This window comes from Pseudoalteromonas rubra, from assembly GCF_004212645.1.
Lineage (GTDB): Bacteria > Pseudomonadota > Gammaproteobacteria > Enterobacterales > Alteromonadaceae > Pseudoalteromonas > Pseudoalteromonas rubra_G.
This window is the reverse complement of record NZ_PPUZ01000004.1, coordinates 129,294-145,798: the sequence shown is the minus strand read 5'-3', so window position 1 is coordinate 145,798 and position 16,505 is coordinate 129,294. Positions and strand designations below refer to the sequence as shown.

Here is a 16,505-nt window from a genome sequence, read left to right as displayed (position 1 = left end):
CCTAAAAGCGCCACTGATGTCGATTCGGACTATTCGCTGATACTGTGCTCATATGTATGCCAGGTCATGTCTGCAGGCAGCTTGATGATTTCACCATTGGCCTCGGTCTCCTTTTTCAGCAGGAGTTTTTTACCGCTGGGGTGAATACTGAATTTGGCATAATTGGCGTTAGTGAGCAGTGGCTTGTGGCTGAATGTCTGAGAGGCCAGGTCGACTTTGGCGAGATGATACTGTCCATCTGAATAAGTGTAATACAGAGCGCCGTCGAAAATATGCCAGGAGATATAAGTTAAGGTTGGCACTTTGTGCTCAAACGTCGCAGTGGACAGCTTATTACTCTGATAGCCGCGCAAAGTAGCGTCTTTACTCAGTACATATAAAGCGCTGCCATCCTGATCCTCTTTGACTTCAATTGCGCCCTGGAACATTGGAGTCTTAGTGCGTTGAGTAAGATGATATTTGATGATGATAGGTGCTGAGTGTTCGTCGCGAGTGTAATATATTGCGCTTCCGTCGGCACTCCAATTGGGACGGCTCGATTGCTCCATCTGCGTTGTCACATAATCGATTTGTGTGGTGTGCAGATCAAGGATAAACACTCTGTCGTCAATCAGGCCCGTTATGGCATGAGCATGCGGGTTATAGGCCAAATCATAAATATTTTCATTTTGCTGGAAATCAGTAAGAATATTTGTTTCGCCAGTAGTAGAGACCTGGACTATCTGGTTAATGTCCTCAATTTTTGTTCTGAAGTACACGTTACTCGGATCGTTGGCGTAAATTGGGTGGCCTTTATGTTTGAAGTTACTTGAAAATTCAAACATGGTGACGGGGGTTGCCGGGGCGTTATAGGGGTTTTGTATTTCCAGAACACTGACGGTGTTTGGCTGCTTGCGTAAGGCGAGTAAGCAATCTTTACTGCAGGTATCTGTATATGCAATCACATTATCGTCGGCTATCTGAGACTGCTCGAGTTGCTGGCTGTCGATATTGTATCGATATGCCACGCCGTCATGTGTAAATAGTACATGCCGATCGGCGCTGTCCCAAACCAATGACAGGGGGGTTGAATTCAGATAACGACTGGAGCGCACCTTACCTTTTTCCAGATCCAGTAAGCGCAGCTCCACTTTACCAGAGCCAATATATCTCAGTACTGCTAGTAATCTTCCATTGTTTGAAAAGCGTGCGTGGTAGTCTCCCCAGGTGTCACTTTCTGGAAAAGTCACTTGTTTTTTCTCTTTAGTAGAGAGATTCAGCGCATAGAGAGCAAATGGGGCTCGCTCAGACAGCTGGTGTGAGTAGTAGAGCTGTTTGTCTTCTGGCCCCCACAACAGGTTAGCCTGAACCGAGTCATATTGTGCGACTACGTCTGACGTCTCTATGTTCATGGTGTCATCAAATGAAACAACAATGATCTCGCTGCTGGTACCTGTTTGTCTGATGTAAGCGAGCTTGTCACCGTCTTTAGACCATTTGGGCGCTAGATGATTATGTGGTGCCTGCGTGAGCTTTTGAATGATGTCACTGTCCGTTCTTTTTAGGTATAGCTGGTAATGACTTTCGGGGTTTTTACGGTTAGTAAATGCGGTGACCTGCTTGGTGTCATTGTAATCCGCAAAGAGTGTTTCTCCCGGAATACTGATAAATCGCTGCGCCTGTTCATTTGGGGTCTGGCTGTTGGTGGTGATAAACCTGGCGCCCAGTATGAGTGTGGTCACAGCTAACGTCAGCAGGGCAAACCGGGTGAACCGGCTTGCTTGGTTTGGTGTTTCAGGGACTGAAGCAGGGGCCTGAGACTCAGGCAGAGTCTGGGTGATATCAGCGGTGCCGTCGTCTGGAATGTTCTGTGCCGCTGGGTTAGCTGTTTGTTCATTAGGCGCTGCAGAATAGACCACCGAGGCGATGAGTAAGTAGCCTTTATTCGGCACGGTTTTGATGTACTGTGGAGACTTGGCGTCATCGCCCAGTGCATTACGTAGTTTATTGACGACGCGCCTTATTGCGTTATCTGAAACTACCCGGCCTTCCCAGACATGCTCCAGCAATTCCCTTTGTCCTACATATCGACCCTGACAATTTACCAAATAACACAACAACTCCATCGTTAATGGCTCAAGTTTGATCACCTCATCGCCGTCTTCCAGGCTGGTTTGTTTGAAGTTGATCGTGTATTTGCCCACTTTACATTTACGTCCATTGAGCCACTCCTTGATATTTTTATTGTTACTTTTCATGTGCTTAAGGTTTTTTCTCTGTGTGACTATTCATGACTGAAAAAAAGCTAACGAAAGGTCATGATTGGTGCTTTGCTCTTTAAATTTCGTTCCGCCACTATGCTTCCATGTTACCAGATACCGTTACAAATTTTCATTTGTTGAGATTAATAGTACATCCCGTTGCGTTATTCAGTCATTGGTGAGTCGCTTTTATATTTATCAATAAATGAGGAATACAGATTGTAGTTTAAACGGGCCGTTTCCAAAAATGAATTATTTGGAATGCCTCAAGGTTATTCGGTAGGACGTTTTTTAATTAGGCAAGTTTCAACGAAGGACAATAATAATGAACTATGACACTCAGGAGCTGGAGAAGATCCCATTGACCTCTTCTCAAATGGAGATATATCTCGACCAGGCAAAGTCGCCCAATTCAAGTGAATATACAATTGGTGGCTATATTCATATCCGCAATGCAGTGGATACGGAGATCTTTGTAGCGGCAATGGAGCGGGTCACAGCCCATTCAGATGCATTTCATTTGGCCTTCGAGGAAAATGACGAAGAGATCACACAAACTTATCGCAAAACGCCAAGCAAGTTTCAATGTCATGATTTTTCGCATCTGGCAGATCCAGAAGCATCAGCATTTGAGTGGATCCATGAACAACTGCAACAGACGTTCGACCTGAGTGAGCATGGGTTATATAGCTTTCATATCATCAAAATTGCAGAACAACACTCAATCTGGGTTGGCTTCGCACATCATCTGATTTTCGATGGCTTAAGCTATGGTTTGTTAGCGAAAAACATTTTCAGCACCTATAACGCCCTGTGTATGGGGTTGCTGGAAGGGGAAGTGACATACTCCCGGGACTTCATAGATCTGACGGCGGTGTCGAGCGAATACCTGACCAGTCGCGCCTATAAAAAGTCGAAAGAATACTGGGAAACACAACTCAGTACGCCTATTGAACCGATTATTGAACCTAAATATCGCGTTACTGATGAGCAAACACCGACCTTCTTGGTTAAAGAAAACATTGATTTGGCTGAATATGATGCCTTGTCTGAAATGGCAAAGCAGCTCGGATGTGGTGTTCATCAGTTATTTCTTGCTGCTTTATATAGCTACTTCTATAACACCAGTGGCATTGATAACTTCCCCATTTGTTTGCCGTTTCATAACCGTAGCGGCAAAGCCAAGAACATCATCGGTTGTTTTGCCAGCATGAGTCCGCTGTTCCTGACATGTAGTAAAGAGATGACGTTTGCACAGCTGGTGACACAGATAGGTGAGCAAACCCGAGGCTTAATAAAGCATACAAAGTTCCCTCTGAGTCATGCCATCCAGCAGGTACGTGACAGGCAGCCGCACATACAGCGCCTGACGGATATCAACTTTAACTACTACAAAGCTGAATTTGACATTCCAGACAATGAGCTCGATTTAGAGATCCACTCACTGCGCACCGGACAGCAGCCACCTTTGAAGTTTCATTTATGTGAGTTTAGTGGCCAGCAAAATGTACAGATCCAAATTGAAGCCAGACGGGCATTCTTTAAAACCGAAGAGGCTGCTGCCATTTTGTCTCGGGTGCGCTTGATCCTTAATCAGGTAAGGCATAATCCTCAGCTGGCGCTCGAAGACATGATATTGAGTACACAGCAGGATGAGCAGGCCTATCAGGCACTTAATGCGGCAAATCTGACTGTTGATACGCAGACGGATTTTATTTCACTGTTTGAACAGCGTGTGACGACGACACCAGACGACATCGCAATTGTATTTGGTGATCACAGATTGAGCTATCAGGCATTGAATGCCAAGGCTAACCAGCTCGCAAACAGATTACTTAAAGCCGGTGTTCAGCCGGGTGACAATGTTGGGATCTGTGTATCACGCTCGATAGGCTTGGTAATTGGGCAACTGGCCACCTTAAAAGCCTGCGCAACCTTTGTGCCTATGGACCCTAAGGTGCCCGCACAGCGTCTCCAGGACATTGCCATAGGTGGTGAGCAAAAAGTGATCATTACAGAGTCTGACTTGCTGGTTAAATTGCCGCCATCAATCACTTCTACTCTGGTTGATGGGGCACAGAACGACTCCTGGTTAGACCGTTACGACACTGCGGATCTGAAACTAACCACTCGTCCTGAGCAGGCCGCTTATATTATTCATACCTCGGGCTCGACAGGTAAACCAAAAGGGGTGGTGGTCACACAGGCTAACCTGACTCACTTTATGCACGCGATGGTGCACATCTTGGCAGAAAAAGGGCTTCAGGGCGCTTATAAATGGGCTTGGAATGCGCCCGCATATTTCGACGCATCGATTCAGGCGCTCTCGCAACTGGCCTTTGGTGTCGAGTTACACTTATTGAGTGATGCGCAGCGTTCTGAACCTACACAGCTCGTACAGTACCTGAACGATAACCAGATAGCTCTGCTGGATATTACGCCGTCTCTGGTTGAGCTATTGCTAAGTGAAGCGCAAACCCAGGGCATTAAGTTGCCGAGCCTGTTGGTCGGGGGCGAAGCAATTGGTCGGTCTTTGTGGCGCAAGCTGGCTGAACAAAATCAGCTGGATGGCACCTTTACGCTTAACATGTATGGCCCAACTGAGGGAACGGTTAACTCCACTTATGCCGATTTGAAGGACGCATCACAACCAACCATTGGTCGCTGCCTGCCGAACGTGAAGGCAACCGTAGTCAACAACCTGAACAGCCGACTACCCATAGGAGTTGCGGGTGAGCTGGTGCTCTCTGGTGCGCAAATCGCGTCAGGCTATTTCAACAACACGGTTGCGACCGACGAACAATACTTCTACGACGATGCTCAGGGCTGGTCATATAAAACCGGTGACCTGGTGAGTCTGAACAGTGATGGCTCATTGCATTACCTCAAGCGCAAAGACGATCAAATCAAATTGCGTGGCTATCGCATCGAGCTGGAGGAAATTGAGGAAGTGCTGTGTACGCATCAAGCCGTGCAGGACGCTGCCGTCATCGTGAAATCTGAGCAACTGGTGGCCTTTATCGTTTCTGAGTCGGTCAGCAGCAATGAAATCAACAGTTTCCTGTCTGAGCAACTCCCTGAATACATGCGACCTCAACATTTGGAGTTCGTTGAGCAGATAGCACGTAATGCCAATGGCAAAAAAGACCGTAAGTCTTTACAAAAATTCGAAATAAATAAGACACAGACACGCCGTGAAGGGCCTGCAACAGAGACGGAAGAGGCCGTTCAGGCAATCTGGCAGTCGTTGGTAGGCAAAGAAGACATTGGTCTGGATGACAACTTCTTTGACATTGGCGGGCACTCCTTGCTGGCCATCCGTTTAACCAGTGCTTGTCGGGAGCGCTTCTCTACAGAACTACAACTCGCGGAGTTTATGGAAAACCCCACTATCAGCGCAATTGCAACCAAAATAGACACCACGTTAGCCGAAAAGCGTGTCATAGAACAAATTTGTACACAATCGCCAACACCACAAGATAACGTAAGGATCAAAGTATGAATACAATAGAAATCATTAATTTATGTTTGGAACAGGGTATACAGCTCTCCGTTGAGGACGGCAGTTTACAGATTGATGCGCCAAAACAAGGAGTCAGCAATGAGATGATCAGCCTGTTGCGTGACAACAAAGCTGAACTCATTGAAATGATTGAATCATTTAAAAAGAAAGAGCAGGGTTTACAGCGCCAGATATTAAAAAAATCGGAAATAACAGGGCCAATTCCGCTTTCTTTTGCACAGCAACGCTTGTGGGTCATGGATCGCATTGAAAATGGTACATCACAACACAATATGTCAGCCCCTTTCCTGCTGGAAGGAGAGTTAAATTTAGCAGCCTTTGAATATGCCATTGAGCACATCATTGCCCGCCATGAAGTACTGCGTTCAGTGTATGTAGAAAATAGCGATGGCAGCTGTGAGCAGGTTGTACGTGCACACTATAGCTCCGACGTGCCGTTGCTGGACCTGAGCGGGCAAGATAAAGAGGCTGCGGTTGAACAGGCATTTAAACTGTCGGCGGAGTTTGCACAAAAACCGTTTAATCTGACCGATGATACGATGCTAAAAGCCATGATCATGAAAGTAGATGAGCAGACGCATTACGCTGCATTTAGCATGCACCATATTGCCTCAGACGGTTGGTCGATCGGTATTTTCATTAAAGAGTTTAATGAGCTTTATCGTGCCCATGTCACCAACACAACACCGCAACTGGAAAGTCTGGAAGTACAATATAAAGACTTTGCTTTCTGGCAGCGTGACTGGATGCAAGGTGAAGTGTATGAGCGTGAAATGCAGTACTGGGTGGATCGCCTGGAAGACGCACCGCCACTACATAATTTACCGCTGGACAATCCGCGTCCGGAGCAACGTAATATCCTGGGTCAGTCGGTGCAAAATGTGTTGAATAAAGATCTGACATCGCGCTTAAAGCAATTCTGTCAGGCCAATAACATTACTTTGTTCATGGCACTTCAAACACTGTATGCACTGACTTTGTGCAAGTGGAGCAACGAGTCAGAAATCGTGATGGGTACCCCGGTTGCAGGACGTATGCACCAAAATACAGAGGCATTGATCGGGTTTTTCCTCAACAACCTGGCGTTGCGCACCGACTGTAGTGGTAACCCGACATTTGCTGAGCTGATTGCGCAAAACAGAAAGCATATTCTGGATGCATTTGAACACCAGAATCTGCCTTATGATGCATTAGTAGAAGAGATCAACCCAGAGCGTAGTGCGGCATACAACTCTATTTTCCAAGTATGGTTTGTACTGCAAAACCATGAAAGTTCAGACTTTATACTGCCTGACCTGAAAATGTCTATGTGTCGTGTTGAGGGCTTTATCCACTTTGATCTATCACTTGAAGCGATTGAAACCAAAGGTGGTGAGATTGAACTGTCGTGGCAATATCAGACAGACTTATTTGAGCACAATACCATTTGTTCACTGAGCAAGTCTTTCGAAGCATTGCTTGATTCAGCACTGAGTAATAGCGAATTACCGATTGATGAACTGTCTTTGGTTAACGCCAGCAGCGAAACCCCTTGGGATAAGACGTTGAGTCATGACTTCCCGGCCAACACTTTGGTGGATGCCTTCAATAAGCAGGCGCAACTGAATCCAGATGCAACGGCATTGACCTTCCAGGGGTCGATGATGAGTTACAAGCAGCTAAACGAGCGTGCTAACCAGGTTGCCAACTATTTGCAGAGCATGGGAGTGTCAGGTAATCAGCCGGTTGGCCTATGTTTTGAGCGTGGTCCGCAAATGCTGGTCGCTTTGCTGGGCATTCTAAAGTCTGGCGCAGCTTATGTACCACTGGACCCATCGGCACCTGAAGCGCGATTGAACTATATTGCCAATGAGGCTGGTATTGATGTGGTCCTGGCATCACGCCCGCTTACGCTGGACAAGGCTGATAGCACTGTTCTTACGCTGGACCTTGACGCGCCAGAAGCCTGGTTTACTGAGGCGTCCAGTGAGCTACCTGCGAGTGTACCAGGTGCAGAGGACATCGCTTATATCATCTATACCTCAGGGTCTACGGGTAAACCAAAAGGGGTGGCAGTACAGCATAAAAACCTCACTAACCTCAGTCACGCTATGCAACATATCCTGGCAGAACGTGGGCTTGATGGTAGCTACAACTGGTTGTGGAATGCTCCAGTGGTGTTTGACGCATCTGTTCAGGCCATCACGCAGCTGGCATTTGGTGTGGAGTTACACCTGATCACCGAAGAACAAAGACGCAGCACGTCATTCCTGATCAATTACATTCAGGACAACGACATTGAGCTGCTTGATACAACCCCATCCTTGATGTCGCTATTACTGCAAGAGAGTAAAGCAACGGGCATAGCCCTGCCATCTACTTTAATAGGCGGTGAGCCGATAGATGCCCAGCTGTGGAAAGACATTGCCGCACATTACCAGGATCGTGAGGCATTCTCGTTAAATGTGTATGGTCCGACAGAATGTACGGTCAACGCGACGTTTGCAGACATTGATAATAGTACGAAGCCGACTATCGGCTCCGGACTTCCGAATGTCCAGTTGTATGTTATGAATGATGCGCAACAGTTGATGCCAACAGGTGCGAAAGGTGAGCTTTACATCGGTGGTGCCGGGGTCGCTGCGGGGTATTTTGAAAACCCTGAACTGACCGAACGTGCCTTTATCGAACACGCAACGTTGGGGCGTTTGTATAAAACCGGCGACATCGCGCGCTGGATGAACAATGGCAAACTGGAGTACATCGGCCGCAACGACTTCCAGATCAAACTGCGTGGCTATCGTATTGAATTAGAAGAGATTGAGTGCACCATTAAAGAGCTGGATATTGTCAAAGATGCTGCAGTTTTGGTCGTGAATGAGCAGCTGGTGGCTTATATCGTTGGTGATGAGCCGGTACAGCAGGCTGCCCTGTCGCACATGAAGTCACGCCTGCCGACTTATATGGTCGCTGCTGACATTGTGTTGCTGGATGAAATGCCTGTAACCGGTAATGGTAAGCGTGACACCAAGCAATTACGCGCGCTGTATGAAGAAACCGCTCAGCAACAGGATTATTTTGCGCCTGAAACTGAGATGGAAGCCAAGCTCCAGGGGATCTGGCAGGAGCTGCTGGGTAAAGATCAGATCAGTGTTGAGGATAATTTCTTTGAAGTGGGTGGTCACTCACTAATGGGGATTAGGCTTGCCAGTGCATGTCGCGAGAAACTGGGGATCGAGTTGCCGCTGAAGGCCTTGATGGAAGCTCCCACAATCCGTGGTCTTGCCCGTCAGTGTGAATGGCAGGAAAAACAGCGTCAGGTGCTAGCCGCGTCGCAGCATCAGTCAAGTTCTGACCCTTCAGAAAGGATCGTAATATGAGTGTTCAGACCATCATTGATATGTGCGCTGTCCGGGGGTTACACCTAACCTCCAATGGACAGGACCTGGAGATTCTGGGTGACAAAGGCGCCTTGTGCGACGAGCTCATCACCTTGTTACGTGCTAACAAACCTGAGCTGGTTGACTACATTGCGGCTTTTTCGGGCCAGCAGGTTAATACTATTACACCGGTAAGTCGCGGGGGCGACTTACCCCTTTCCTCAGCGCAACAGCGTTTGTGGTTCATTGACCACCTCAATGGTGGTAGCGCGGAATACAACATGCCGCTGCATTTGGAACTGGAAGGGGAGTTGGACATTACGCTGATTGAGCGTGCGATTGGCCTCGTTATTGAACGCCATGAAATACTCAGAACGGTGTATCTGAAACGTGAAGAGCAAACGGTACAGCAGATACTGACAGACTTTACATTTAATCTGACAGTGCATGACCTGAGCGTCACACCGGAATGTGAACAGCAAGCAGCCGTCGAGGCATTGCTGCATGCTGATCAGTTAACGAGCTTCACGTTGAGTCAGGATCTGACTCTACGTGGAGGGCTGGCGATTTTGCAAAAAGTCGCTGGCAAGCCGGTCAAAGCGGTGCTGTTTTTAAATATGCACCACATCGCATTTGATGGATGGTCTAAAGATATCCTCAGTAAAGAGTTCTTACTGAACTTTGAGGCACTGTCGCGTGGAGGGGAAGCGCCGCTTCCGCCTCTGGCGATTCAGTACGCAGATTATGCGCACTGGCAGCAAACCTATCAGGTTCCGCAGGTACAGGCATCTCAGCTATCATACTGGCAGCAACACCTTAAGGGGGTTGCGCCGCTGCACAGCCTGCCATTGGACTATCCGCGTCCTGCTGTGAAGCAAAATGCAGCACAACGCGTGGTCAGGCAGCTTTCAAGTCAAGTGGCAAGTAATCTGGAAACACTGGCTCGTAGTCAGCAGTTGACCCCATTTATGCTGTTGCATAGCTTGTTGGCGCTGATCATTGCTCGCCACAGCAATAACCACGATACCGTGATCGGAACGCCTGTGTCGTCACGATCTATGTCTGAACTGGAGCCCTTGATCGGCTTCTTCGTCAACACATTGGTACTGCGTGCGCATACTGACTATAACACCCTGGCAGAGTATTTTGCTGCCATTCGACAGACTCATCTGGATGCGCTGGCGAATCAGGATGTGCCGTTTGAGCAATTGGTTGACATGCTTAAACTACCTCGCAGCACGGCCTATAACCCGTTATTACAGTTGATGATGACGATTAATAACGACTTTGGAGTAGAAACCGGAGTTGAGGGTAAAGACCACGAGATCCAGGGACTCATTATCCGTAGTGTGGAATCAGATGTACTGACGACTAAATTCGATATCGATGTACAGTTTTCTTTCTCTGCACAGGGGCTGGAGATGAGCTGGGTCTATGACACTAGTCTCTTTAGCGAAGCATACATTACTTTACTGGGTGATCAGTTAGCGAGTCTAATTACCAAGGTCAGTGACCTTGAAGGACAGCTTGATGAGGTTGACCTGGCAAGCCTGCATGTACCAACAGAACAAGAACAAAAACATCTGGTAGAGGTGTTGAACACCAAGCAGGTAAACTATGAAAAAACACACTGCGTGCATCAATTATTTGAACAGCAGGCACAACAACACCCTGATAAAGTTGCTGTGGTATACCAGGATAACAGCCTGACTTATCAGCAGCTGAACCAACGTGCCAATCAGCTGGCGCATTATTTAAAGCAAAGTTATCAGCTCCAGCCCGATCAGCTGGTTGGTTTGTGTATTGACCGTTCACTGGAAATGGTGATTGGTCTGTTAGGAATTCTCAAAGCCGGTGCCGGATATGTGCCATTAGAACCGAATTACCCTCAGGCACGCATCGACTATATTTTGCAAGATACAGAGGTACCGCTGGTACTCAGTCAGCACAAATTGAACCGCATTTTTGCCGGCTTTAGTGGTGCCATAATGGCACTGGATGACGTGGCTGATCTGGATCAGCCTCACGCACTGGATGCGTACCCCTGCACAGAACTGAGTCTCCACGATAGTAAGGTTAACGCGCGCAATCTGGCGTACGTGATCTACACCTCTGGTTCTACTGGTCAGCCGAAAGGGGTAATGACCGAGCACTTAAATGTGGTGCGACTGGTAAAAGATGCCGCAGTGATGCCATTCAATGCGGATACGGTGATGTTGCAAAATGCCAACATTGCCTTTGATGCAGCAACCATTGAACTGTGGGGGCCATTGCTCAATGGGGGCCAGGTTGTTCTTTACCCGCATGCCCATCACGCGCCACAGTACATTAACGAAACTGTGCGCCGACACGGTATCACAGCCATGTGGCTGACAGCAGGCTTGTTCCGTGAGTGGTCTCATGACGTTGCGCAGGACACTCAGCTTGAATATGTGATGGCAGGAGGTGATGCACTGGATCTGGATTCGGTGAAGCGTGTCCAGCAAGCGCTCCCTGAGCTGACGCTGATTAATGGTTATGGGCCAACAGAAAACACCACCTTTTCAACTTGCTATGCATTTACGTCGCCGCACCGACTGCGTGCTGTGCCGATTGGCAGAAAACTGGCGTCAGATGAAGTGTATGTGCTCAACAGCAACAAACAGCTGGTCGCAAAAGGTGCCGTGGGTGAGTTGTATGTGGGCGGAGATGGCCTGGCTCGGGGCTACCTTAACCGCCCTGAGCTGACTGCACAGTGTTTTATTGACAATCCATTTTACAATGCCAGTGAGCCACACAGTGCTGCAAAGTTATATAAAACCGGTGATCTGGTTCGCTATCTGGCAAACGATACCCTGGAGTTTATTGGCCGGGTCGACTCTCAGGTCAAAATTCGTGGCTTCCGAGTCGAACTGGGAGAGATAGAAGCGCAACTAAATAACCTGACGATGGTCGATTCATCGACGGTACTGATGCATAACGAGCAGGGTAACCAGCAGCTGGTTGCCTATGTAAAGCCGCACTCAGAGGTGTCTGAAAGCGCGAAGGCGCAGTACCTCGCCGAGCTTGTTAATCAATTAAGCAAACAGGTGCCAGGCTACATGGTGCCGGCAGCTGTGGTACTGATGACACACTGGCCTCTGACGGCCAATGGTAAAGTGGATAAAAAAGCGCTGCCAGCGCCGAGCACAGAGGTGCTGACAGACAGCACTGAGTACACTGCACCGCAGACAGACATGGAGCAGCAGCTGGTTGATATCTGGGCTGAATTACTCAATAGATCGAGTGCAGACATCAGCGCGACCGCAGACTTTTTCGACCTGGGTGGACATTCTCTACTGACTATTCGCTTGGTTTCTGAGATCCGCAAACAATGTGGTATCGAAGTATCAGTACAAACGATTTTTGAGCACACTAAATTGAATTTACTGGCGCAATATCTGACCAGCAGTGCCATTGCGAGCGCACGGCCTGATATCAAAGCCGTCCCACGTGATGCAGAGTTATATGAAGTGTCTTTTGCGCAGCGCCGACTGTGGTTCATTGATCAGTTTCAGGGCAGCTCCGCCGAGTATAATATGCCAATGGCGATGCGGATCCGCGGTCAATTTGATCTGCAAGCCGCTGAACAGGCCTTACACCATATTGTGGCGCGTCATGAAGTATTACGTACTGTGTACGTCGCCCATGAGGGGGACGTGAAACAGCAGATCCGGCCAATGTCAGCGGTGTCGTTCAAGCTGCACATTGAACAAGTACCCGCTGGTTACTCTGAGCAGGCACTGGCAGATCAGGTAACAGCCTTGATGGCTGCTCCTTTTGACCTGGCAAACGACTGTATGCTGCGTGCAAGCTATCTTAAAACGGCGACTGAGGAAGGGATATTGGTATTGAATATTCACCATATCGCCTCGGATGGTTGGTCAATGGAGCTGTTGCAGAGTGAGTTCAGCAGCTTATATCAGGCCTACCGTGAAGGTCGTAATGTCCCTGTGGCCGAGCTCAGTATTCAGTACGTTGATTATGCACAATGGCAGCGCGAGTATTTGAGTGGCGAAGTTTTAGAGACACAATTGGATTACTGGGCGTCGCAACTGTCTGAGTTACCTGAGCTGCATAGCTTGCCAATGACGCAGGAGCGGCCAACGACTAAACAGCATGTTGGCGCGAGTATGACAGGTCAGTTACCTGCTGAGATTGCGCAGAAATTGTTGGCCCTGAGTAAAGCACACCAGGTCACCCCTTTCATGTTGTTACATGGTGCACTGGCCCTGCTGCTATCAAGACATAGTAATAGCAGCGATATTGTGGTTGGCACACCGGTTGCGAATCGTCAGCAATCAGAGTTGACGCCACTGATGGGCTTTTTTGCCAATACACTGGTGCTGAGAGCGCAGACGGATCATGCTTCTTTGAGTGATTACTTTGCGCACATCAAACAAGTGCATATTCAGGCTCAACAACATCAGGACGTGCCATTTGAGCAATTAGTGGAGCGTTTGAATGTCAGTCGCAGTGCCGCCTACAGTCCACTGTTTCAAATTATGCTGACCACCAGTACGGACTTTGCTCTAAACCCGGATGACAAGATTGCAACGGTTTTACCTGGGGTTGAGGTTGCTCCATTGAGCGTCGATTATGTGCAGTCGAAATTTGATCTCACAATTGACTTGTCTCTGACTGAGCAAGGTCTGGCGATTAATTGGATATACGACATTGCACTGTTCGATGCGCAGCTGATATCCCGGCTGAATGCGCACTTATGCCGTTTGCTGGAGTCGCTGACAGAGCTGCCGTCGAGTCAGGCTCCGGGTACACTGACAATGCAGTCAGAAGCAGAAATTGCACACCTGGCATTTGAGCTCAATGATACCGAGCAGGATTATGATAAAGCGCTGTGTGTTCATACTTTATTTGAGCAACAAGTTGCCAGTCATCCAGCTCATGTTGCGGTGTCATTCGAAGACCACAGCCTTACGTATCAACAGCTGAATGAGAAAGCCAATCAGCTGGCTCATTACCTGGTGCAACAGCATGCGGTTGGCCCGGACACTTTGGTGGGTCTGTGTGTGGAGCGTTCAATCGAAATGGTGGTGGGTATTCTGGGCATACTCAAAGCCGGTGGTGCTTATGTGCCTCTGGACCCCAGTTACCCACAACAGCGGATTGATTATATGCTGGAAGACGCCGCGCTGGAAATTGTGCTGTGTCACCGCCCGACAACCTCTTTGTTAGGTGATTTTCATGGCCAGGCGCTGCAAATTGATGAACTTGGCGAGCTGCTGCCATCGACACAAAACTTTGCATTGTACTCCAAAGAGAATATGCCATTGCGTAGCAATGATGCGCGCCACCTGGCATATGTCATTTACACCTCGGGATCCACGGGTAAGCCGAAAGGGGTCATGGTGGAGCATCAAGCCTTGCACAACCGCATTCGCTGGATGAACAACAAGTACGGCTTAAGTTGTGAGGATAAAATCCTGCAAAAGACCCCGTTCAGTTTCGATGTCTCCGTGTGGGAGTTTATCTGGACTTTGGCTTATGGTGCACAACTTGTTGTAGCGCGCCCTGAAGGCCACAAAGAACCCGGCTATTTAACCCGTGTGATCCAACAACAGGGTATCACCAAGTTGCACTTTGTCCCCTCGATGCTGGGGCTCATACTCGAGCATGAAGATTTCAGGCACTGCCAGTCATTACAGCAGGTGTTTTGTAGCGGTGAAGCACTGCAGCAAAGCCATGTACGTGGTTTTCGCGCGGCCTTACCTGAGTGCCAGTTACACAATCTATATGGGCCAACAGAAGCCGCCATTGATGTGAGCTTCTGGGACTGTAGCTCAGATATCAGTGCCGGTGTACCAATCGGCAAACCGATTGACAACATCCAGCTGCTGATCCTGGATAAAGACGCCAACATAGTGCCCAAAGGGGTAACAGGAGAGCTACACATTGGTGGTGACGGCCTGGCTCGGGGTTATCTGAATAAACCAGAACTGACCGCTGAGCGCTTTATTGCTAACCCGTATTTTGATGCAACGCGCCACGGTAGCTCGGAGATTTTATATAAAACCGGCGATCTGGCACGGCTGCGTCATGACGGTGAGATTGAATATCAGGGCCGCACCGATCATCAGGTTAAAATCCGCGGTTTACGTGTTGAGCTGGGTGAAATTGAGCACTGTTTGAGTGGACTGGACGGAGTCGACTCTGCGCTGGTGATGGCCTCTGAATGTGCGGGTTCGTTGCAGCTGATTGGGTATATCAAACCTGCTCAGCCGATAGCCCAGGCGCAACAGGAAGCATTTATCAATGTGGTAAAACAGTCGTTGCGTAAAAGTTTGTCGCATCAAGTGCTGCCCAACATTTTTATGCTGGTTGAAGACTGGCCACTGACCCCGAATGGCAAAGTATCAAGACGTGAGCTGCCCGCTGTCGATGTCCTGGCATCGCAATCTAACTATGTTGCACCGACGACGCATACGGAGCAAGTTCTGGCTCAGATTTGGGCAGAGCTATTAACTTTGGATGCTGAGGGGATCAGCGTGACTTCCAGCTTTTTTGACCTTGGTGGGCACTCAATTATGGCAGTAAGGCTGATCGATCAAGTACAGCAACGTCTGGCACAGACCGTTTCTCTGGTAAACATCTTTGCTAATCCAGTGCTGGCGGATCTGGCATCGTATTTGAGCTCCGAGTCAGATAACGACGCGCCAGAGATGTTGGTTGAGATGAATGAAGTGAAGGCACAGCAAGATACGCTTTACTGTATTCCGGGCATGCTGGCAACGGCCTATGACTTCGCTGAGCTAAGCGATGAGCTGACTACATTCAATGTTAAAGCCTTTAACCATCAGGGCAATCTGGATTCGAATACCCCATTTGCCAGCTTGGCTGAGAATGTACAGGCCATTGCTGAGGCCATAGTACGTGACAGCGCAGCACCTTATCGGGTGGCCGGTCACTCTTTCGGTGGCGCGCTAGCATTCGCCGTCACCCAGGCTCTGCAAGCACAAGGGCATACGGTCAAACTGATTTTGCTGGATAGCTATATGGAAAATCTGGCCACCGAGATATCACCGGACGAATTAGCACAGCAGCCCAAGTATGCCGCATTGGCAGCGTCTCAAAAACAGCAGCTGATTGCGCTCTATGAGGCTCAGTCAGCCAGCTATAACGCGTTTGAGCTGAGCGAGATGCATGCCGAGACTCTGTGTCTGGTTGCCGAAGACAGTGGCACCTTGGTCGCACGTTATCAGCAGCAATACCTGAACTACTTTAAGCAAGATCTCACCGTGCAATTGGTACCCGGTGATCACCATTCAATGCTGACTGGCGACAATGTGGTAACGACAGCAGCATCCATTACCCAGTTTTTAAAAAATAAATAGAAAAATTAAGGAA

4 protein-coding genes are annotated in these 16,505 nt (G+C 48.5%); 3 read left to right on the top strand and 1 reads right to left on the bottom strand.

Translation table 11 applies throughout. The features are described from left to right. Window positions 1-29: 29 nt before the first annotated feature. Window positions 30-2,237, bottom strand: a complete 2,208-nt coding sequence (locus C3B51_RS02265) for a winged helix-turn-helix domain-containing protein (RefSeq protein ID WP_130244028.1) — start codon at window positions 2,235-2,237, stop codon at window positions 30-32. Window positions 2,238-2,565: 328 nt separating this feature from the next. Between C3B51_RS02265 and C3B51_RS02260 the strand changes: the two genes are divergently transcribed. From C3B51_RS02260 to C3B51_RS02250, 3 genes are read left to right on the top strand one after another with little or no spacing between them, the layout of a single operon-like run. After that, window positions 2,566-5,742, top strand: coding sequence for a non-ribosomal peptide synthetase (locus C3B51_RS02260; RefSeq protein ID WP_130244027.1), 3,177 nt, complete (start codon window positions 2,566-2,568; stop codon window positions 5,740-5,742). Further along, window positions 5,739-9,122 carry a non-ribosomal peptide synthetase gene (locus C3B51_RS02255; RefSeq protein WP_130244026.1) on the top strand — a complete coding sequence of 1,128 codons (3,384 nt, stop codon included), beginning with the start codon at window positions 5,739-5,741 and terminating at the stop codon, window positions 9,120-9,122. The genes C3B51_RS02260 and C3B51_RS02255 overlap by 4 nt, the downstream gene beginning before the upstream one ends. Continuing rightward, complete coding sequence (locus tag C3B51_RS02250) at window positions 9,119-16,492, top strand: non-ribosomal peptide synthetase (RefSeq protein WP_130244025.1); 7,374 nt, start codon at window positions 9,119-9,121, stop codon at window positions 16,490-16,492. Before C3B51_RS02255 ends, C3B51_RS02250 begins: the two co-directional genes overlap by 4 nt. Window positions 16,493-16,505: the final 13 nt, after the last annotated feature.